At 64.7% G+C, this 19,622-nt stretch carries 16 protein-coding genes; 6 read left to right on the top strand and 10 right to left on the bottom strand.

Annotated features, from left to right (window positions below):
- Positions 1-1,166: 1,166 nt before the first annotated feature.
- From JQ591_RS22720 to uraD, 4 genes are all read left to right on the top strand, one after another.
- Positions 1,167-1,445 (top strand): hypothetical protein, encoded by a 279-nt coding sequence (locus JQ591_RS22720; protein WP_211398207.1) that lies wholly within the window; start codon positions 1,167-1,169, stop codon positions 1,443-1,445.
- 99 nt (positions 1,446-1,544) lie between these two features.
- Positions 1,545-1,958, top strand: coding sequence for a DUF3830 family protein (locus JQ591_RS22725; protein ID WP_027566580.1), 414 nt, complete (start codon positions 1,545-1,547; stop codon positions 1,956-1,958).
- Complete coding sequence (gene puuE / locus JQ591_RS22730; protein WP_211398208.1) at positions 1,959-2,894, top strand: allantoinase PuuE; 936 nt, start codon at positions 1,959-1,961, stop codon at positions 2,892-2,894. It abuts the gene before it with no gap.
- 5 nt (positions 2,895-2,899) lie between these two features.
- Positions 2,900-3,787, top strand: a complete 888-nt coding sequence (gene uraD, locus JQ591_RS22735) for a 2-oxo-4-hydroxy-4-carboxy-5-ureidoimidazoline decarboxylase (protein ID WP_211398209.1) — start codon at positions 2,900-2,902, stop codon at positions 3,785-3,787.
- Here uraD and JQ591_RS22740 read toward each other — a convergent pair.
- The 3 genes from JQ591_RS22740 to JQ591_RS22750 are packed head-to-tail and all read right to left on the bottom strand — an operon-like array spanning position 3,784 to position 8,753.
- Positions 3,784-5,181, bottom strand: a complete 1,398-nt coding sequence (locus JQ591_RS22740; RefSeq protein ID WP_211398210.1) for a nucleobase:cation symporter-2 family protein — start codon at positions 5,179-5,181, stop codon at positions 3,784-3,786. The genes uraD and JQ591_RS22740 overlap by 4 nt on opposite strands.
- A gap of 24 nt (positions 5,182-5,205) precedes the next feature.
- Positions 5,206-7,929, bottom strand: a complete 2,724-nt coding sequence (locus JQ591_RS22745) for a molybdopterin-dependent oxidoreductase (protein WP_211398211.1) — start codon at positions 7,927-7,929, stop codon at positions 5,206-5,208.
- Complete coding sequence (locus tag JQ591_RS22750; protein ID WP_211398212.1) at positions 7,926-8,753, bottom strand: FAD binding domain-containing protein; 828 nt, start codon at positions 8,751-8,753, stop codon at positions 7,926-7,928. The genes JQ591_RS22745 and JQ591_RS22750 overlap by 4 nt, the downstream gene beginning before the upstream one ends.
- Before the next feature lie 153 nt (positions 8,754-8,906).
- Here JQ591_RS22750 and JQ591_RS22755 point away from each other — a divergent pair, with 153 nt between their 5' ends.
- The gene (locus JQ591_RS22755) at positions 8,907-10,256 is read left to right on the top strand and encodes an 8-oxoguanine deaminase (RefSeq protein ID WP_211398213.1); all 1,350 of its coding nucleotides are present in this window, start codon (positions 8,907-8,909) and stop codon (positions 10,254-10,256) included.
- Positions 10,257-10,368: 112 nt separating this feature from the next.
- On the opposite strand, the gene JQ591_RS22760 is transcribed toward JQ591_RS22755, so the two are convergent.
- From JQ591_RS22760 to JQ591_RS22775, 4 genes are all read right to left on the bottom strand, one after another.
- Positions 10,369-11,445, bottom strand: a complete 1,077-nt coding sequence (locus JQ591_RS22760) for a BMP family ABC transporter substrate-binding protein (protein WP_211398457.1) — start codon at positions 11,443-11,445, stop codon at positions 10,369-10,371.
- A 78-nt stretch (positions 11,446-11,523) separates the two neighbouring features.
- Positions 11,524-12,441 carry an ABC transporter permease gene (locus JQ591_RS22765; RefSeq protein ID WP_211398214.1) on the bottom strand — a complete coding sequence of 306 codons (918 nt, stop codon included), beginning with the start codon at positions 12,439-12,441 and terminating at the stop codon, positions 11,524-11,526.
- The gene (locus JQ591_RS22770; RefSeq protein WP_211398215.1) at positions 12,428-13,519 is read right to left on the bottom strand and encodes an ABC transporter permease; all 1,092 of its coding nucleotides are present in this window, start codon (positions 13,517-13,519) and stop codon (positions 12,428-12,430) included. The genes JQ591_RS22765 and JQ591_RS22770 overlap by 14 nt, the downstream gene beginning before the upstream one ends.
- Positions 13,503-15,074 (bottom strand): ABC transporter ATP-binding protein, encoded by a 1,572-nt coding sequence (locus JQ591_RS22775; RefSeq protein WP_211398216.1) that lies wholly within the window; start codon positions 15,072-15,074, stop codon positions 13,503-13,505. The genes JQ591_RS22770 and JQ591_RS22775 overlap by 17 nt, the downstream gene beginning before the upstream one ends.
- Before the next feature lie 585 nt (positions 15,075-15,659).
- Here JQ591_RS22775 and JQ591_RS22780 point away from each other — a divergent pair.
- Positions 15,660-16,769: a hypothetical protein gene (locus JQ591_RS22780; RefSeq protein ID WP_211398217.1), complete on the top strand. Its 1,110-nt coding sequence runs from the start codon at positions 15,660-15,662 to the stop codon at positions 16,767-16,769.
- 134 nt (positions 16,770-16,903) lie between these two features.
- Here JQ591_RS22780 and JQ591_RS22785 read toward each other — a convergent pair whose 3' ends face one another.
- The 3 genes from JQ591_RS22785 to biuH are packed head-to-tail and all read right to left on the bottom strand — an operon-like array spanning position 16,904 to position 19,615.
- Positions 16,904-17,389 (bottom strand): nucleoside deaminase, encoded by a 486-nt coding sequence (locus JQ591_RS22785; protein ID WP_211398218.1) that lies wholly within the window; start codon positions 17,387-17,389, stop codon positions 16,904-16,906.
- A gap of 13 nt (positions 17,390-17,402) precedes the next feature.
- Entirely contained in the window at positions 17,403-18,935 is a 1,533-nt protein-coding gene (locus JQ591_RS22790; RefSeq protein WP_211398219.1) for an ABC transporter ATP-binding protein, read from the bottom strand.
- On the bottom strand, positions 18,932-19,615 hold the full coding sequence (gene biuH, locus JQ591_RS22795) for a biuret amidohydrolase (RefSeq protein ID WP_211398220.1): 684 nt from the start codon (positions 19,613-19,615) through the stop codon (positions 18,932-18,934). The genes JQ591_RS22790 and biuH overlap by 4 nt, the downstream gene beginning before the upstream one ends.
- Positions 19,616-19,622 lie beyond the last annotated feature (7 nt).

Genomic DNA, 19,622 nt, shown 5'->3' on the forward strand with positions numbered 1-19,622 from the left:
GCGTATGTGTCGCCCATCCCGGCCCATCCTTGAGGGGCGATCTTGTGGTCGTCATGTTCGCGAGCCGGGCTTGCGGTGGACGCGGCAGCGTTCGGGTGCGAGAGGCTAAGGGCAGGGCGGATTGCTCTCCGTGAGCCCTAAGGCTTCGTTCCGACGAGCGGCGCTGCTAGGTTCGTCTCGTCTGTAAGTTTTCGGCTCCGTCGACAGGGCTGGAAAAACTGCGGCGAAATGGCGAGCCGTGCGTACGGCAAAACCGTGTGGTCCTGGCCGTCGTTGCTACGGTCAAGCCCTGGCGGATGCGGCATTTGCGTCAACCGGCGCGGTGTCGGCGACTTCTGTGAGAGTGAGGGAGGCCAAAAGGAACTCGGCTCCCGGGAGAGCACGGCATAAGCCGTCAAACCACTGCGCAGGGAAGGCCGAGTGATTGGCTACACCTGTATGCTGCTGTGCGGTTCTTTTGCGCTACACCTTCGCGCAGCGGACCGCGGGTGCCAGCCGGCACCCGGCCTTCCCTGCGCCCTCTTGGACAAGAGGGTGAAGTGACCAGGCAAAGCTCGGGCGAATTGCGCCGCGAGAACGGGAAAGCGTGTCTGCAACTACACACTCGCTGTCATCGCCCGGCTTGACCGGGCGATCCAGTACTCCGAGACAGTTATGGTTGAACCGAGAAGCCGCGGCGTACTGGATTCCCCGCCTTCGCGGGGAATGACAGTGGTGCTTGGAGAACGAAGCCGTCGCCTCATACTCCGTCATTGCGAGCGCAGCGAAGCGATCCAGACTGCCGCCGCTGAGGGATTCTGGACTGCTTCGCTGCGCTCGCAATGAGAGTGTACGCCACACTCCGCTCTCGTGCCCCGGACGCAGCGCAGCGTCCCTTCGACGGTGCGCTGCTGAGCCGGGGCCCATGTCGCCGCATTGTACCGTGTCGCCCCTGGGTCCCGGCTCTGCGCTGCAACGCCAAGCGGCGCTGCAGCTTGTCCGGGACACGAGTGAGCGCCGACGATGCCCCTTGCTCTGTTATTGCGAACGCTGCGAACCAATCCAGAGTTTTCCCGCGGAAGCTATTTCCTGGTCCCGGCTAAATATTCGGCATTCGCGCCCGTAGCCCCGATGGACTTGACCTGCGCAATCCGGTTCAATGGGCCAAATTTGGTTTTCAGGCGACAATGATGTCGAAATATCTGCTGGTCCTTCTGCTGATTGCCTCGCCGGCCGTGGCGCAGGTCAAGCTGACCCCAAAAACATCGGCGGCGCATCCGGACCCCTGCGCGCCGATCGGGCGGACCGCAGACGGCAAGCTGGTCTACTCCATGAAATGCGAGAATCTGCCGGTGCCGACCCCGCCGCCGCAGGCGGAACTGAGGGAGGCGCCGCAGCCCGCCGCCGAGCCAGAGCCGGAGACGCGGCGGAGTGGCGTTTTCGGCTGGTCCTACGACCGCAGGTAACTTGAGGTGACTTGCCGCGCCCCTTGCGCGAAGCTCGATGGAATGCTCTTTGCCTGAAAATTCCCCGTGGGGCCCACCGCCCCGATCCAGAGAGATGAGATGAGCAAACTCGTTATCCGCGCCGGCGACTTCACCTTCGATGCACGTTTCGAGGAGCAAGCGGCGCCCAAGACTGTCGCCGCGTTCCGCAAGGCGCTGCCGTTCGAAAGCCACATCATCCACGTGCGCTGGAGCGGCGAGGGCGTGTGGATGCCGCTCGGCGACCTCGATTTCGGTGTCGGCTACGAGAACCACACCAGCTATCCCGCGCCCGGACAGATCATCCTCTATCCCGGCGGCATCAGCGAGACCGAGATCCTGATGGCCTATGGCGGCGTGCATTTCGCGAGCAAGATGGGTCAGCTCGCCGGCAACCATTTCATCACGCTGACCTCTGGCCTGGAGAATCTGGCAACTCTCGGCAAGAGCGTGCTGTGGAAGGGCGCGCTGCCGATCCGCTTCGAGGAAGTCTGAGTGCCGGAGCCCCGCTACCCGCGCGATCTCCGCGGTTACGGCCGCAACCCGCCGCACCCGCAATGGCCCGGCAACGCGCGGGTCGCGGTGCAGTTCGTCGTCAATTTCGAGGAGGGCGGCGAGAACAACATCCTGCATGGCGACCGCGCCTCGGAAGCGTTCCTGTCCGACGTGCTCGGCGCACAGCCTTGGCCCGGCCAGCGCCACGCCAATATCGAATCGATGTTCGAATATGGCTCGCGCGCCGGTTTCTGGCGGCTGTGGCGGATGTTCAGCGAGCGGAAGTGGCCGACCACCGTGTTCGGTGTTGCTACAGCGCTGAAGCGCAATCCGGAAATCGTGGCTGCCATGAACGAGGCGGGCTGGGACATCGCCAGCCACAGCCTGAAGTGGATCGAGCACAAGGACATGACCGAGGCGCAGGAGCGCGCGGAGATCGCGGAAGCGATCCGCGTCCACACCGCGGCCACCGGTTCGCGGCCGCTCGGCTGGTACACCGGGCGCTCCTCGATCAACACCAACCGTCTCCTGATGGAGGAGGGCGGCTTCCTCTATCTCTGCGATTCCTATGCCGATGACCTGCCCTATTGGGTCAAGGGCGTGAGCGGCAAGCAGCTCGTCATTCCCTATACGCTTGACGCCAACGACATGCGCTTCATCAATCCGCAAGGATTTGCCGAAGGCGAGCAGTTCTTCACCTATCTGAAGGATGCCTTCGACGTGCTCTACGCCGAAGGCGAGAGCGCGCCGAAGATGATGTCGGTCGGCCTGCACTGTCGTCTCGCCGGCCGCCCCGGCCGTGCAGCGGGCCTGATCCGCTTCCTCGACTACATCGGCGAGCACGAGCGCGTCTGGGTGCCGACGCGGTTGCAGATCGCACAGCATTGGCACGACAAGCACGCGCACCTTGCGGCCGACGCATTCGAGATCGGGTGAGGACGATGTCGCAGATATCGCTGTCCGATCTCAATGCCGCCGATGAAGCCAATTTCGTTGCCGCGCTCGCCAACGTCGTTGAATATTCGCCGTGGATCGCCGGGCAACTCGCCGGGAAACGGCCGTTCGCCGGCATCAACCAGTTGCACGCTGCGCTGATGGCAGCGATCCAGAGTGCCGAACCCGACGTGCAATTGGCGCTGATCCGGGCGCATCCCGACCTCGCCAACAAGACCCAGCGCGCGGCGGGGCTCACCGCGGAATCGACCGACGAGCAGAACAGCGCCGGCCTCGACCGGCTGTCGGATGCCGAATACACGGCGTTCGAGCGCGTCAACAACGCCTATCGCGACAAGTTCGGCTTTCCCTATATCGTCTGCGTGCGTCGTCACACCAGGGATTCCGTGCTACGCGATTTCGAGACGCGGTTGCGCAATATCGCCAAGACCGAGACGCGACGTGCGATCGAGGAGATTGGCCGTATCTCGGCGCTGCGGCTCGATCAACTCGTCGCAGCCGACGACAAGCTCAAGGTCCATGGCCGGCTCTCGACCCATGTCCTGGACAACCACGCCGGCAAGCCCGCGCCGGGCATTGCGGTCGAGCTGGTCGAGCTCGCGAATCTCGGCGAGAGCCGCCTGATTGCGCGCGCGGTGACCAATGTGGATGGCCGCACCGACCAGCCGCTGATCGGCGGCCGCCCGCTGCCGATCGGCCGCTACGAGCTCCGGTTCAGCGTGGCCAAATATTACGCCGAGCGCAACGTGCAGCTGCCCGACCCGCCGTTCCTCGACGAGATTCCGTTGCGCTTTGCGATCAGCGAGCCGGAAAGCCACTACCACGTGCCGTTGCTGGTCACGCCCTGGAGCTATTCGACCTATCGCGGCAGTTAAACATGTTGCGCGGATGAGGCGACCGCTGCTGCATCCGCTTCCGCCGCTGCACCGCCGCTCAATCCGTTGAAGAAGGCATTGAGCAGCACGGAGACGATCGCGCAGAGCAGGATGCCGGACTCCAGCAGCGGTTGGAGATCGTGCGGCAAATTCCTGAAGAATCCGGGTGCGGCGAGGGGGATCAGGCCGAAGCCGATCGAGATTGCGACGATGAAGAGATTGTAGCGATTGTTGCGGAAGTCGACCGAGGTGAGGATGCGCGCGCCCGTCGCCGCGACCATGCCGAACATCACGAGGCCGGCGCCGCCGAGCACGACCAGCGGCACGGCCTCGACCAGCGCGGCGAGCTTCGGCAACAGCCCGAGCACGAGCATGATGGCGCCACCTGTGATCGTCACCCAGCGCGAGCGCACGCCTGTTACCGAGACGAGCCCGACATTCTGCGAGAACGAGGTGTAGGGAAACGTGTTGAAGATGCCGCCGAGCAGCGTGCCGACGCCGTCGGCGCGCAGGCCTCGGCTGAGGGCTTCGCGATCGATCGACTTCCCGGTGATGTCGCCGAGCGCGAGGAACATGCCGAGCGACTCGATCATCACCACGATCATGACGACGCACATGGTGACAACAGGCACCAGGTGGAATTGCGGCATGCCGAAGCGGAAGGGGATCACGACGGCGCCCCAGGAGGCCGCAGCGACCTTGTCGAAATGCATGACGCCCAGAATGCTCGCAAGCACGGCGCCGGCGATGATGCCAAGCAGCACGGAGACGTTGGCGAGGAAGCCGGTACCCCATTTGATCAGGCCGAGAATGAACAGCAGGACGAACAGCGAGATGCCGAGTCCCTGCAACTGTCCGTAGGCCGGATTGGGAAAGCTGCCGGCGACGCCGTCCACCATTCTGGTCAGCGTCGGCAGACCGCCGCCGGCCCAGTTGATGCCGACCCGCATCAAGGAAATGCCGATGACGAGAATGATAGTGCCGGTGACAACAGGCGGAAACAGCGGCAACAGCCGGCTGACGAACGGCGCGACGATGATGCCGAACAGGCCGGCAGCGATCACCGAGCCGTAGATGCCGAGCAGGCCGATATCGGGCGCGGCCGCCATCGACAGCATGGGGCCGACGGATGCGAAGGTCACGCCCATCATCACGGGTAGTCGGATGCCGACGCCGGGAAAGCCGAGACATTGCACCAGCGTTGCAAGCCCGCAGGCGAACAGGTCGGCGCTGATCAGGAAGGCGACATCCTCCGGTGGCAGCTTCAGCGCGCGCCCGATGATCAGGGGCACCGCGACTGCGCCGGCATACATCACCAGCACATGCTGGAGCCCGAGCGCGAGCAGGCGCGGGACCGGCAGGACCTCGTCGACGGGATGGACTTCGCTGGTCATGGATAGCTCCCCCGAGGCATGTGACTAACCGAACTTCTCGCGCAGCGCCGGAAACAGCCGGTCCGGCTTGTAGGGCGGTACGGTGAAGCGGATGCCGGTGGCATCGGCAATCGCGTTGCCGAGGGCGGCGGCGACCGGATTGTACGGACTCTCGCTCATCGACTTCGCACCCAACGGTCCGATCGTGTCGGACGTCTCGGCGAAGAAGACCTCGGTACGGGGCACGTCGGCGAAGCAGGGCAGGTGGTAGTCGCGGAATTTCGGGTTGGTGACGCGGCCGTCCGCGTCGATCACCATCTCCTCGTAGAGCGCAGCACCGAGCGCCTGCGCGACACCGCCTTCGACCTGACCGCGGCACTGCATGGGATTGGCGACGACGCCGGCGTCCGCCGCATGCACGCTCCTGAGAATCCGGAGCTCGCCGGTGCCCTTGTTCACGGCGACGCGAAAGCCCTGCACGTTGAAGCCGACCGAACGCGGCGTGCCGCCGGAATTGCCGGCGCCTGCGAACGGCTGTCCGCGTTCGCGCGCGAGCTTTGCCAGCTCCACAAAGGACATCCGCCGCACGCCACTGACGACGGCCTCGCCCTCGAGCGTGCAGCTCCCGACGTCGCAGAGCCATGCGCCGGCGGCGGCCGCCTTCAGCTCGGTCGCAAGCTGCACGGCTGCCGCATGCGTCGCCTTGCCGGCGACGAACATGCCGGCGCTGCCATAGGCGCCGGTGTCGTGGCCGCCATGGGCGGTGTCGGACTGGCGCAGGCGGATCCGGTCGACGGTGGTCGCAAGCGTGGTCGCCGCGATCTGCCGGTGCACGGTGCTGGTGCCGTTGCCGAATTCGGCGGTGCCGACGGTGAGGTCGAAGCCGGCGTCGTCGTTGAGCGCGACCATCGCATCCGCGAGATGGCCCGCCGGGGGTACCGTGTCGATCATGGTCAGTGCGACGCCGTCGCCGATCAGCCACTCCGGCGACAGGTCCGGCTGCGCACCATCGGCCTGCATCGCGCGCTCGACGAGGTCGAGGCACTGGTCGAGCCCGTAGGAGCCGTAGAGCACGTCGTGAAATTCCGACGGCGGCGGCGACAGCATGGGGTCGCCGGGCTTGACGACGTTGCGCCGGCGCATCTCGTAAGGGCTGATGCCAAGCTGCTTGGCAAGCTCGTCGATCGCGGCCTCGACCGCGATCAGTGTTTGCGGCAAGCCATAACCGCGAAACGCGCCTGCCGGCACCGTGTTGGTGTAGACCGCGTAGCCGTCGACCCGCTTGTTCGGGCAATTGTAGACGGCGATGGACTCGGCCAGCGAGTGGAACATCACGGGGCCGGCGTGATTGCCATAGGCGCCGGTGTTGGAGAGCACGTCGAGCTGGAGCGCGGTGAGCCTGCCGTCCGCATCGGCTGCGGCCTTGATGTGGACCCGCATCGGATGTCGCGTCGAGGTCGCGATGAACTGCTCCTCGCGGGTGAGCTCCAGCTTCACCGGCCGCCCAGTCTTGAGCGCGGCGAGCGCCAGTATGTCCTCGACGAACATCTCCTGTTTACCGCCAAAGCCGCCGCCGACGCGTTCGCAGAACACGCGGACCTTGTCCATGGGGAGCTCGAAGATATCAGACAGCGCGCGCCGGGTCAGGAACGGCACTTGCGTCGAGGTGCGGACATTGAGCACGCCTGAAGCATCGAGCCAGGCCAGGCCGCCATGGGTCTCCAGTGCGGCATGCTGCACGCGGTGACTGTGGAAGGTGCCCTCGAAGGTGACGGCGGATGTCGCGAGCGCGGCTGCCACGTCGCCGAACTCGCCATGCGTCTCCGCGGCGAGGTTGCGCTGGGCGTCGGCGACCCGGTTCGCGGTGGTGCGGTCAGGATGAATGACGGGTGCGCCCGGTGCCATCGCCTGCTCCGGATCGATCAGCGCGGGCCAGATCTCGTAACTGACCTTCAGCCGGCGGCACCCTTCCTCGGCGGCGGCTTCGCTGTCGGCGACGACGGCGGCGACCTTCTGGCCGATGAAGCGGACGATTTGGTCGAGGACACGGGTGTCCTCGGGATCCATCCAGTCCTTCTCATGCCGCGCGGTCGAGATCAGGATCGTTGGCGCATCCTCATGCGTCAGCACCGCGTGCACGCCGGGAACGCTCAGCGCTTCCGACTTGTCGATCGCGACGATCTTCGCGTGGGCATGCGGTGACCGGAGCAGCTTGATATGCAGCAGGCCGTCAATCTGCGTGTCGAACGTGTAGCGCGCCTTGCCGCGCACGACATCGGGGCCTGCTGGCGCCGGCAGGCTGCGGCCGAATGCGGCGCCGGCCTCGACGCTCTCCTCGATATTGGTCTTGCCGAGCAACGCATCCTCGATCGAGCGATAGCCGGTGCAGCGGCAGATATTGCCCTTCAGCGCCACGCCGAGATCGGTGCGCTGCGCCTGGTTCAGCGAGGCGCAGGTCAGGATCATGCCGGCGGTGCAGAAGCCGCATTGAAAGCCCTGCGCATCGAGGAAAGCCTGCTGCATCGGATGCGCGCCGCTGTCTCCGCCGAGACCTTCGATCGTGGTGACGACGCGCCCCTCGGCACGGAAGGCCGGGATCAGGCAGCTATGCACCGGCTCGCCGTCCAGCAGCACGGTGCAGGCGCCGCAATCGCCGGCGTCGCAGCCCTTCTTCACGCCGAAATGACCGAGCTCGCGCAGGAACGTGCGCAGGCACTGGCCGGCGCGCGGCTCCTGCGCAAACGTCGTGCCATTGACCTCGAAGCTCATGACAGCGGTGCTCCGAGGAGTTCGTCACGGATCTCTTCGGCAAGCCGTAATGTCATGTGCTTGCGCCAGAGCGGCTTGCCGTGGATGTCAGTGTGGTACAGATCGTCCGTGATCTGCTGCGCGATGGCGTCGCGAAGCGCTTTCGCGTCCGGAGCCTTGCGAAAGGACAACCGGATCGGCCGCACCGTCGATGCGGTGACAGTGAGCGTCAGTGTGCCATCAGTATCCAGGCTGCCGATCAGAAGCGCTGCCGAGCGACCGACCGGCGCCAGCGAGATCTGGCGGAAGGCGGTGCGACGCTTCAACGCGGCGATTGGAATATCGATCTGCCGGAGCAGGTCACCCGGCGTCAGAAGGTTGCGCTGGTTGCCGGTGACGAAGTCGACGACGGGCATCACCTGTTCGTCGCCGCCTGCCTTCCAGATGGTGCAGATGCCCTCCAGCGCGGCGGTGAGCGAGATCATCGGTCCTGCCGGAAGCGACATGCAGAGATTGCCGCCAACGGTCGCCGTCTTCCAGATCTTGAACGAAGCAAGGAAGGCGCGGCAGCACTGGTTGATCAGCGGCGCCGCGAACCAGTCGGGTGGGCAGACGAATCCATCGAGCTGCGCAACGGTGCAGGTGGCCGCGATGCTGAAATGGCTCTCGGTGACCGTCAGCGCCGGCCATTTCAGGTCGGTGAGATCGATGAGCCGAGTGAGGTGAACTTGCGGCTCCGAGAACAGCCAGGTGCCGCCCGCGAGCCAAGCATCACCTGGCGTCCAAACGGGCAGCTGCGCGCGCGTTTGCGGATGGGCGACCGCTGTGATGGTATTCAAGTCCATGGCGACGCCAACGCTTCCAACGAGTGAATCGAGCCAGGAGAAAGTCTTGCAAGACGAGCGCCAAGTCGCAACAACAAGTCGCAGCAAAAACCCAATCAGGCCGGCCTCTGCCTTGCAAGCCTGTCGTCAGCGGATGTGAGGAGGAACAGGTTCATGAGCGACGCAAAGCCGATCTGGATCAGGGATCCCCTAGCCATCCTCGCCGATGGCGCCGAGCGCGGGATCGTGGTGGAAGGCGGCCGGATCGTCGAGCTGGTGCCGGCCGACGCTGTGCCCGCAACCGCGGATGTCGCGGTGTTCGACGCCGGCGACCACGTCGTGCTGCCGGGCCTCATCAACACCCATCACCATTGTTACCAGACGCTGACACGGGCGCTGCCCGCGGCGATGGACCGCGAGCTGTTTCCCTGGCTCCAGGCGCTCTATCCGGTGTGGGCGAAGCTGACGCCTGATGCGCTCGAGCTCGCTGTCACCGTGGCGATGTCCGAACTGCTGCTGTCGGGCTGCACCACCACGACAGATCATCACTACGTGTTCCCGGCGGGACTTGAAGACGCCGTCGATATCGAGGTCGGAGTCGCACAACGGCTGGGCGTGCGCGTGCTGCTCACGCGCGGCTCGATGAACCTGTCGCAGCGCGACGGCGGTCTGCCGCCCGATAGTGTCGTGCAGGATGAGGACACCATCCTCGCGGACAGCGCGCGCGTGGTCGCCAGGCACCACCAGCGCGGTGCGGATGCGATGGTGCAGATCGCGCTCGCACCTTGCTCGCCCTTCTCGGTGACGACGTCCCTGATGCGAGCCACCGCCGATCTGGCCGACAAGCTCGACGTGCGCCTGCATACCCATCTTGCCGAGACTGAGGACGAGAACAGGTTCTGCCAGGAGATGTATGGCTGCCGTCCGCTCGACTATCTCGAACAATGCGGCTGGCTCAATGCGCGGACGTGGCTCGCCCATGGCATCTTCTTCAATGCAGACGAGATGAAGCGGCTCGGCGAGGCGAAGACGACGATCAGTCATTGCGCCTGCAGCAATCAGCTTCTGGCCTCCGGCTGCTGCCCGGTCTGCGAGATGGAGGAGGCCGGTGTCGGCATCGGCATCGGCGTCGATGGTTCGGCCTCGAACGACGGATCGAACCTGATGCAGGAGGTCCGGGCTGCGTTCCTGCTGCAACGGGCGCGCTACGGGGTGACGAAGGTCAGTCACAAGGATGCGCTGCGCTGGGCCACCAAGGGCTCGGCGGCCTGCGTCGGCCGGCCGGAACTCGGCGAGATCGCGGTCGGCAAGGCGGCCGATCTCGCGCTGTTCAGGCTCGACGAGCTACGCTTCTCCGGCCATGGCGATCCCCTGGCCGCACTGGTGCTGTGCGGGGCGCATCGGGCCGACAGGGTGATGGTGGCAGGAAAATGGGCCGTGATCGACGGCGCAATCCCCGGCCTTGATGTGGCAGACCTCATCCGCCGCCACAGTTCGGCGGCGCGGGCCATGCAGGCCGGATAATATCCAGGCGAAAATAGAAAGAGGGGGCGACCACAAGTGCCGGGTGCTTCTGGCCACCCCCTCCGAACCTGTTCCGGGAGGAGCAGGTGATTTAGACAATGCAAGAAGCGTGCTACTTGCCTGGCAGCTTGTCGTCGATGCCCTTCACGTAGAAATTCATCCCGAGAATCTGGCCGTCGGCGAGATTGGCGCCGCCCTTGCACTCGACCTCCTTGCCGTCCTGCCCAACGACCGGGCACTTGAACGGATGCAGCTTGCCCGCGGTGATCGCGGCCTGGGCATCCTCGGCGATCTTCTTCACATCGTCGGGCATGTTGGTGTAGGGCGCCATCGCGAACATGTGGCTGTCGAGGCCGCCCCACGTGTCCTCGGATTTCCAGGTTCCGTCGAGCTCGGCCTTGACGCGGGCGATGTAATAGGGGCCCCAGGTATCGAGGATCGAGGTCAGCTGAGTCTTCGGCCCGAACTTGATCATCTCGGAATCCTGGCCGAAGGCGAGCTTGCCGCGTTCGCTGGCGATCTGCATCGCTGCCGGCGAATCCGTGTGCTGCATGATGACGTCGGCGCCCTGATCGATCAGCGCCTTGGCGGCGTCGGCTTCCTTGCCCGGGTCGAACCAGGTGTTGGCCCAGATGATCTTGACCTTGATGTTCGGGTTGATGGTCTGCGCGGCGAGGATCGTCGCATTGATGCCGGAGACGACCTCGGGAATCGGGAACGAGCCGATATAGCCGAGCACGCCGGACTTCGACATCTTGGCCGCGATCAGGCCCTGGATGTAGCGGCCCTGGTACCATTTGGCCGAGTAGGTCGACATGTTCTTGTCGCGCTTGTAGCCGGTCGAGTGCTCGAAATGCACATTCGGGTATTTCTTCGCGACCTTCAGCGTCGGATCCATGTAGCCGAACGACGTGGTGAAGATCAGTTTGTTGCCGGCGCGGACGAGCTGCTCGATGGCGCGCTCCGCGTCGGGACCTTCAGGCACGTTCTCCAGATAGGTGGTCTCGATCTTGTCGCCCAATTCCTTCACCAGCGCCTGGCGCGCGAGATCGTGCTGGTAGGTCCAACCGAGGTCTCCGATAGGACCCAAATAGATGAAACCGACTTTCAACTTGTCGGCGGCGGAGGCTGCACTGACGCTCCCGGCAAGCAAAAGCCCGGCAGCCAGCGCAAGAAGTGATTTCCTCATCATCAATCTCCAAACATCAGGGGAAAGCCACGATCCCCAACGTGCGCGCCCCATCGCGCACGCCGCGGAAATGAAACGCTAGCGATCCGGCACGAACACAGTGCCGAGTGCGGCCGGCGCGGTCGACCCGCCCGTGCGCGCGCGGGACAGGAGGACCAGGACGATGACCGTCGCAAGGTAAGGCAGCGCCGACATGAACTGCGAGGGAATGCCGACGCCCCAGCCCTGCGCGTGCAGCTGCAGGATCGTCACCGCGCCGAACAAATACGCGCCAACCACCAGGCGGCCCGGCCGCCAGGACGAGAACACCACCAGCGCCAGCGCGATCCAGCCGCGGCCTGCGGTCATGCCCGGAATGAAGAACGGCGTATAGGCGAGCGGCAGATAAGCGCCGGCAAGCCCGGCGCAGGCGCCGCCGAACATCACGGCGATGGTTCGGATGCGCAGCACGGGGTAGCCGAGCGCATGCGCGGAGACGTGGTTGTCGCCGCAGGCGCGCAGGATCAATCCGGTCCGCGTGCGGTACAGGAACCACCAGACGCCGACGACCAGCGCCAGCGAGAAATAGACGAAGCCGTCCTCGCCGAACAGCACGCGGCCGACCAGCGGAATATCCGTGAGACCGGGAATGTTGAGATGCAGCGCCGGCGTGATGCGCTCGCCGACGAAACCGGCGCCGATCAGGCCGGAGAGTCCGACGCCCAGGATGGTCAGCGCAAGACCCGTTGCAACCTGGTTGACCGCAAGCCCGAGCGTCATCAGTGCGAAAGCCAGTGACATCAATGTGCCGGCGGCGATACCGAACAGCGCGCCAACAAAGATCGAGCCGGTCAGCCACGCACCTGCAAAGCCACACGCGGCACCAACGATCATCATGCCCTCGACGCCGAGATTGAGTACGCCGGATCGTTCGGTCACGAGCTCGCCGGTCGCCGCGATCAGGAGCGGCGTCGAGGCGGCGAGCACCGCGAGGATGATGGCTTCAACCAGCTCCACGAGCCACCTGTCGGTTCGGGAAGACCAGCTTGAAGCGGTAGAGAATGAGGGAATCGCAGGCGAGCACGTAGAACAGCAGGATGCCCTGAAAAACCTTGGTGACGTCCAACGGGATCTTCATCGCGATCTGCGCCTGCTCGCCGCCGATAAACGTCAAAGCGAGAAAAAGGCCTGCAATTAATATTCCAAGCGGGTTCAACCGGCCGAGGAAGGCAACGATGATCGCGGTAAATCCGTAGCCGGGCGAGATGCCGGGCTGGAGATGCCCGACCGGACCTGCGACCTCGATGATCCCGGCGAGGCCCGCCAGCGCACCCGAAACGGCGAAGGTCAGGATGATCAACTGGTTGGAATTGAAGCCGCCGAACCGCGCAGCGCGGGGCGCAGCACCGACCACGCGAATCTCGAATCCCTTGATGGTTCGCCCGAGCAGGATCGCCACCGCCGCGACGACGAGAAGGGCGATGATGGAGCCGAGATGCAGCCGGCCGCCTTCGATCAGCAGCGGCACCGTTGCGACCGGATCGAACTCGGCCGTGGTCGGGAAGTTGAAGCCGTGCGGGTCGCGCCAGGGGCCGCGCACGAGATAATCAAGGAAGAGATCGGCGACATACACCAGCATCAGGCTGGTCAGGATCTCGCTGGCGCCGAACTTCACCTTGCAGATTGCCGGGATCAGCGCGTAGAGCGCGCCTGCGGCGGCGGCGAGCACAAGCATGGCCGGCAGCACCCAGACGCCGGCGTCGGTGCCCTGCGTCTTCACCGCAATCCAGCTTCCGGCGACTGCACCGACCAGGAACTGCCCTTCGGCGCCGATGTTCCAGGCATTGGCGAGATAGCAGAGCGACAGCCCGATCGCGATCATCACCAGCGGTGTCGCCTTCACCGCGATTTCCTGGAGCGAATAGCTGTCGGTCAAAGGTGCGATGAAATAGGCGTGCAGGGCGAGCAGCGGATTCTTGCCGAGGATCGCGAACAGAACGACCATGGTCACGATCGTGAGGACGATCGCGATCAGCGGAGAGATCAGCGCGATCGTGTTGGAGCGCTCGGCGCGCTTCTCAAGCACCAACTGCATGCGCTGCCTCCTTCGGCTCCAGCGTGCTGCCGCCCATCAACAGGCCGAGCTTTTCGCGCGTCGCCTCGCTGGTGGCGAGCGGGGCCGACAGATGGCCATGGAACATCACGGCGATGCGGTCGGCGATTTCCGCGAGCTCGTCGAGGTCCTGGCTGGTCACGAGCACGGCGGCGCCTGCGGTTGCGAGATCAAGCAGCGCCTGGCGGATCACGGCGGCAGCGCCGGCGTCGACGCCCCAGGTCGGCTGGCTCACCACCAGCACCGCGGGATTGCGCAGGATCTCGCGTCCCACGATGAATTTCTGCAAATTGCCGCCGGAGAGGGATGCTGCTTCCGGGTCGCGCTTGGCCTTGCGGACGTCGAACGTCTCGGTTGCGCGGTCGACCGTCTTCAGAGTGGCCGCAGTATCGATGAAGCCGTGATGGACCATGCCGCTGGCGGCGTGCCCGGTGAGCAGCGCATTCTCCGAAAGCTTCATGCGCGGCGCGGTGCCGTGGCCGAGCCGCTCCTCGGGAACGAAGGCCGCGCCGAGCTTGCGGCGCTGCGTGATCGAGAGATGGCCGGCAGCGAGGCCTTCGATCACGATCGTGCCGGGATCTTTCGACAGGCGTTCGCCGGACAGCGCGGCGAACAGTTCGTCCTGGCCGTTGCCGGCGACCCCGGCGATGCCGAGGATCTCGCCGCCTTTCAGCTCGAACGAGATGTGTTCGAGCCGCACGCCATGCGCTTCGCCGGGGGCGAGCGAAAGGTCGTTGACGACGAGGCGCGGCACCGTGGTCTGCCGGCCGGCGGCCGCCTTCACTTGCTTGATCTCGCCGCCGACCATCATGCGCGCGAGCGAAGCGGCGGTCTCAAGCCTGGGATTGCAGGTCTCCACCTTCTTGCCGCCGCGCAGGATCGTTGCCGTGTCGCACAAGCGCTTCACCTCCTCGAGCTTGTGGCTGATGTAGAGGATGGCGCGACCTTCGGCCTTGAGCCGCTCCAGCACGACGAAGAGCTGGTCGGCTTCCTGTGGCGTCAGCACCGCGGTGGGCTCGTCAAGGATCAGGAATTGCGGATCCTGCATCAGCGCGCGAACGATTTCGATGCGCTGGCGCTCGCCGACCGATAATTGCCAGACCTCGCGTTTGGGATCGAGCGGCAATCCGTAAGTCTTCGACACCTGCTCAAGCCGCGCCGACATGTCCTTGAAGGATTCTTTCCCGTCGAGGCCGAGCGCCACGTTCTCGGCGACGGTGAGATTGTCGAACAGAGAGAAATGCTGGAACACCATGCCAATGCCGCGGCTGCGCGCTTCCGAGGGACCGGACAGCACGATCGGCTGGCCCTTCCAGCAGATCTCACCGGCGCTGGGCTGGATCAACCCGTAGATCGCCTTGACCAGCGTCGACTTGCCGGCGCCGTTCTCACCGAGCAGCGCGTGGATTTCCGTGGGCCAGATATCGATGTCGATGGCATCGTTGGCGAGGAAATCGCCATAGCGCTTGGTAAGCCCGATCGTCCTGAGGAGCGGGGACTCGCCGGAATGCAGGCCGTTCGTCGTTGGATCCAACATTCGCTGATGCGCTTGCATGGGGAGAAGTGCCTCAATAGTGGGCTAGTTTGAACCGCCGCGTAAGGTGTGAAAAAGCGTCATCCCTTGCTCAACGCTTCGGCAGGCGGGTGGTGTCGGCGAGTCGCCGCTCTCGCCGGGCGGCGATCGTCCTCAAAGGCCTCCCGAGCAGCCTTTGCAGTCCCGGCTTGCGTGTGCGCCTGTTGCAAATTTGTGACGGCTTAAGCCAAATCGGAACCCGCTATGCAGGCTTGACGTGAACTTGAGCAGAGACGCGCCGTCACGCGTATGCATGGACGGATGGACGCGGCAGTAGCTCCCGCCCATCGTGTCAGCCTCATCCGTTCGACATGGAAAGGCGAGCGAAATCAAACGGGAATATCCGGCAACGGCCGGCCGCGGCCTTGCCGCGTCGCGGTGACGTAGCGCGAAGAAACCCTGCAGATCCTCCGGTGAAACGCGCCGCTTGCTGCGCAAACAAGCGGCATGCCTTGAAACAAGTTGAGGCTTCTCACTCCGGGAGATCGGCGCAAGTGTCGCACCCAAGGGACGTTCATTTTTACGTGTCCAAACTTGGGGGTATTCAGGATGTCGTTTCGTATGAAGGCGATTGCAGCGGCAGCGCTGTCACTTGCCACGCTCGCTACCGGTGGCCTGGCTCAGGCAGCGGATCTGCCGGTCAAGGCTGCCAAGAAGGCGGCGGACCTCCCGTTCTTCCTGGTGATCGACGACCGCGTCACCTTCTCCTACATTTTCAATGCCTCGCAGCCCGGTGCGTTCACCAACACCAACGGCGTGGTCAACGCCAAGACGACGAAGCAGGTCTACTCCTTCACCCATTTCGATGCCTGGGCTTACGGCACCAACTTTTTCACCATCTCGATGTTCAAGTCGGACCACAACGATCCGGCAGGCCCGTGTACCGCCACAGGCGTGATCGTGTCGCCGGCTGCAGGCTTCGCCGCGACGCCCGCGAGCTGTGCCGGCGCGACGGAAATCTACGGCCTTTTCCGCTCGACCTTCGGCTGGAACGAGATCTTCAACACCAAGGCCTTCACGCAGGGCCCGCTGCATAACATCTCGTTCGAGGTTGGCATGGATGCCAACACGGAGAACCGGTATTTCGGCGCCGCCAAGCGCGACGTTGTCGCCGGTCTGCAGTTCGCCTTCGACCTTCCCTATAAGGGCTACTTCAACGTAGCGCCGCTGGTGTATTGGGAGTTCGCCAACCACAACTCCTTCTCGCAGTGCGGTGCCGGTTGGTCCGCTCCGTGTATTGCCGACGGCAACACGTCGTTCAAGCCGACCTGGGCGATCGAAACCAACTACTATATGGACCTCGGCTTCCTGCCGCCGAACATGCAGTATTTCTCGATCAGTGGCCGCGCGGCGTGGTACGGCAAGAAGGGCACCGACACCGAGCCGCTTCCCGCCAGCGTCGCCAACAACGTCTATCCGACCAAGGTCGAGTTCAATTCCGAGCCGATCCGCCTGACCCTCGATGCTTCGAAGGCGATCTGGGGTGAGAAGTATTCGCACTTCGTCGACGTCTGGGTCGCCTATCGCTACTGGCAGAACAAGTTCGGCCTCGATCACAACAATGCCTTTGCGTGCACCACCTTCGTCGGTGGTACGAAGGTGAGCGCCGGGTCCTGCACCGAGTCCTCGCTCTACTCCGGTATCACTGTGAAGTTCTAACCACCTGACACTCTTCAGGTGAATGACGATGACGCCGCGTCAAACCTCCGCGGCGTCATCTTCGTTTGGGGGATGGGCTGGGTACCGTCAGGCGGCCCTTCGGTGAGCGCGGGGCAAGGCCCGCTCGGCGCCGCCTACTTCGTCCACACGCCGTCGTGCAGCGCTTCGGCCTCGTCTTCGAGCAGTGGCCCCGCAACCTCTGTCGGCCGCTGGCCGCTGGCAAAGACCTCGCGGCAGGGCAGGTCGAGCGTCGGGTTCTCCGGATGATCGCCGGTGATGCCGCGCAGCCGATGCTCGCTGAGGCCATAGACGACACGGCCGATGCCGGCCCAGTAGATCGCGCCGGCGCACATCGCGCAGGGCTCGGCGGAGGAATAGAGCGTGGCCCTCGCCAACAGCTCCCGGTTGAGCGTGCGGCAGGCTTGCGTCGCGGCGAGACGCTCGGCATGCGCGGTGCCGTCGTGATCCGGCATGTAGCCGTTCTCGCTCTCGATCAGCACCTTGCCTTCGGCGTCGACGACGATGCAGCCGAAAGGATGGTTGCCATGGGTAAGGGAACGGCGGGCGACCGCAAAGGAAAGGCGGAGGAAGTGCTCGTCGCGCTCGGTCCCGCCGCTCATCGCTTTTCCCTGGTCAATGCCCCGCCATATGCCGACCGACCACGGTGAGATCGGCCTCGCTGGTCCGTGCTTCATACACGAATTCGCCGTGGAACATCACCACCAGCCGATCGGAGAGTTCAAGGAGTTCGTCGAGGTCCTCGCTGACCAGCAGCACTGCGGCGCCGCGGTTGCGCGCGGCCATGATCTCGGCATGGATTTGCGCCACCGCTGCGAAATCGAGCCCGAAACAGGGATTGGCTGCGATCAGCACCTCGACGTCGCCGCCGAGCTCGCGGGCCAGCACGGCACGCTGGACGTTGCCGCCCGACAGCGCCGAGATCGGCGTGTCGGGCGTGCGGGTCTTGATCTTGTACTGGGCGATCTTCTTCCTGGCGTCGACGCGGAAGGCGCCGCGGTTGAGCCACCAGCCGAGGCTTGCGAAGGGCGCGCGGTCGAACTCGCGGAAGGCGATGTTGTCGGCGACGCTCATGCCGCCGACACAGGCGTTCTTCAGGGGCTCCTCCGGCAGGAGGGACATATTGTGCCGCCGCATCTCCTCGCGGCTGGCGTGATAGGGATCGCCGGCGACGCGGATCTCGCCACTCTCAGCTTCGCGCTGCCCGGCCAGCACCTCGACGAGCTGGCGCTGGCCGTTGCCGGAGACGCCGGCGATGCCGACGATCTCGCCGGCACGAACGGTGAGGGAGACGTCATGTACGGCGATGGCGCCGGCGTCGTCGCGCGCGCGCACCTTCGCCAGCTCCAGCCTCGCCTTACCGGCCTCACCGGTACGCGGCGGCTGTACCGTCAGCTCCTCGGCGCCGATCATGGTGCGCGCCATCGCGTCCGGCGTCAGTTCGGAAACCTTGCCGGCGCCGGCGAGCTTGCCGCGGCGCAGGATCGTGACGTCGTCGGCGAAGGCCATGACCTCGCGGAACTTGTGCGTGATCATCAGGATGGTCAGCTCGCCCCTGACGACCATGTCGCGGAGCATACCGAGCACTTCGTCGGCTTCCGCCGGGGTCAGCACCGAAGTCGGCTCGTCCAGGATCAGGAAGCGGCGCTTCAGGTAGAGCTGCTTGAGGATCTCGCACTTCTGCCGCTCGCCCGCGGAGATGTCGGAGACCTTTGCGCCGAGCGGCACCTTGAAGGGCATGCGTGCCAGGAATGCCTCGAGCTCCTTCATCTCCTTCGGCCAGTTCACCACGGCCGGCACGTCATCGCGCGCCAGCACCAGATTTTCGGCGACGGTCATCGCCGGCACCAGCGTGAAATGCTGGTAGACCATGCCGAGGCCGAGTGCGTGGGCGTCCTTCGGATTGCCGATCGCCTGCTCGCGCCCCCCGACGAGGATGTCGCCCTCGGTGGCGTGATAGTAACCCATGATGCATTTGACGAGGGTCGACTTGCCGGCGCCGTTCTCGCCGAGCAGCGCATGGAACGAACCCGGCCGCACTTTCAGCGCGACTTTGTCCAGCGCCAGGAAATTACCGAAACGCATGGTCATGGCAATGGCATCGACGCCGAAGGCGCCCGATGGCGGCGGCGTTTCGCCGACGATCACGAAATCGCTCCGATGAAGGCGTCGGAGGTCGAGACCGCGCCGAACACGCCACCCTGCATCTTGATCATCTTCAGCGCGTGGTCGTGGTTGCTCTTGTCGGTCGCGCCGCAGCAGTCATGCAACAGCACGCATTCGAAGCCGCGGTCATTGGCCTCACGCATGGTGGTGTGAACGCAGACGTCGGTGGTGATCCCGGTGAGCACGATGTTCTCGATGCCGCGCACGCGCAGGATCAGCTCCAGATCGGTGGCGCAGAACGAGCCCTTGCCGGGCTTGTCGATGATGGGTTCGCCGGGCAGCGGCGCCAGCTCCGGGATGATGTCCCACCCGGGCTCGCCGCGCACCAGGATGCGGCCGCAAGGGCCGGGATCGCCGATGCCGGCGCCGATCTGCCGCGAACGCCAGCGCTTGTTGGCGGGCAAATCAGAGAGATCGGGGCGGTGGCCTTCGCGGGTATGGATGATGTGAAAGCCCTGGCTCCGCATTGCCGTCAGCAGTTTCTTGATTGGCTCGATCGGCGCCCGCGTCAGTGAGAGGTCATAGCCCATCTTGTCGACATAGCCGCCGACGCCGCAGAAATCGGTCTGCATGTCGATGATGATGAGCGCGGTATTCTCGGGGCGGAGATCGCCGTTATAGGGCCAGGCATAGGGCTCTGACTTGATGGTGCGCTCGGGCATGATCTGG

It is taken from the genome of Bradyrhizobium canariense (assembly GCF_018130465.1).
Taxonomy (GTDB): Bacteria; Pseudomonadota; Alphaproteobacteria; order Rhizobiales; family Xanthobacteraceae; genus Bradyrhizobium; species Bradyrhizobium canariense_C.

Excerpts from the sequence above, each read along its gene's own strand:
- uraD (WP_211398209.1), top strand. The coding sequence starts at position 2,900 with ATGTCGCAGATATCGCTGTCCGATCTCAATGCCGCCGATGAAGCCAAT.
- JQ591_RS22745 (WP_211398211.1), bottom strand. The coding sequence starts at position 7,929 with ATGAGCTTCGAGGTCAATGGCACGACGTTTGCGCAGGAGCCGCGCGCC.
- JQ591_RS22725 (WP_027566580.1), top strand. The coding sequence starts at position 1,545 with ATGAGCAAACTCGTTATCCGCGCCGGCGACTTCACCTTCGATGCACGT.
- JQ591_RS22785 (WP_211398218.1), bottom strand. The coding sequence starts at position 17,389 with ATGAGCGGCGGGACCGAGCGCGACGAGCACTTCCTCCGCCTTTCCTTT.
- JQ591_RS22770 (WP_211398215.1), bottom strand. The coding sequence starts at position 13,519 with ATGCAGTTGGTGCTTGAGAAGCGCGCCGAGCGCTCCAACACGATCGCG.
- JQ591_RS22720 (WP_211398207.1), top strand. The coding sequence starts at position 1,167 with ATGATGTCGAAATATCTGCTGGTCCTTCTGCTGATTGCCTCGCCGGCC.
- JQ591_RS22750 (WP_211398212.1), bottom strand. The coding sequence starts at position 8,753 with ATGGACTTGAATACCATCACAGCGGTCGCCCATCCGCAAACGCGCGCG.
- JQ591_RS22740 (WP_211398210.1), bottom strand. The coding sequence starts at position 5,181 with ATGACCAGCGAAGTCCATCCCGTCGACGAGGTCCTGCCGGTCCCGCGC.
- JQ591_RS22775 (WP_211398216.1), bottom strand. The coding sequence starts at position 15,074 with ATGTTGGATCCAACGACGAACGGCCTGCATTCCGGCGAGTCCCCGCTC.
- biuH (WP_211398220.1), bottom strand. The coding sequence starts at position 19,615 with ATGCCCGAGCGCACCATCAAGTCAGAGCCCTATGCCTGGCCCTATAAC.
- JQ591_RS22755 (WP_211398213.1), top strand. The coding sequence starts at position 8,907 with ATGAGCGACGCAAAGCCGATCTGGATCAGGGATCCCCTAGCCATCCTC.
- JQ591_RS22780 (WP_211398217.1), top strand. The coding sequence starts at position 15,660 with ATGTCGTTTCGTATGAAGGCGATTGCAGCGGCAGCGCTGTCACTTGCC.
- JQ591_RS22760 (WP_211398457.1), bottom strand. The coding sequence starts at position 11,445 with ATGAGGAAATCACTTCTTGCGCTGGCTGCCGGGCTTTTGCTTGCCGGG.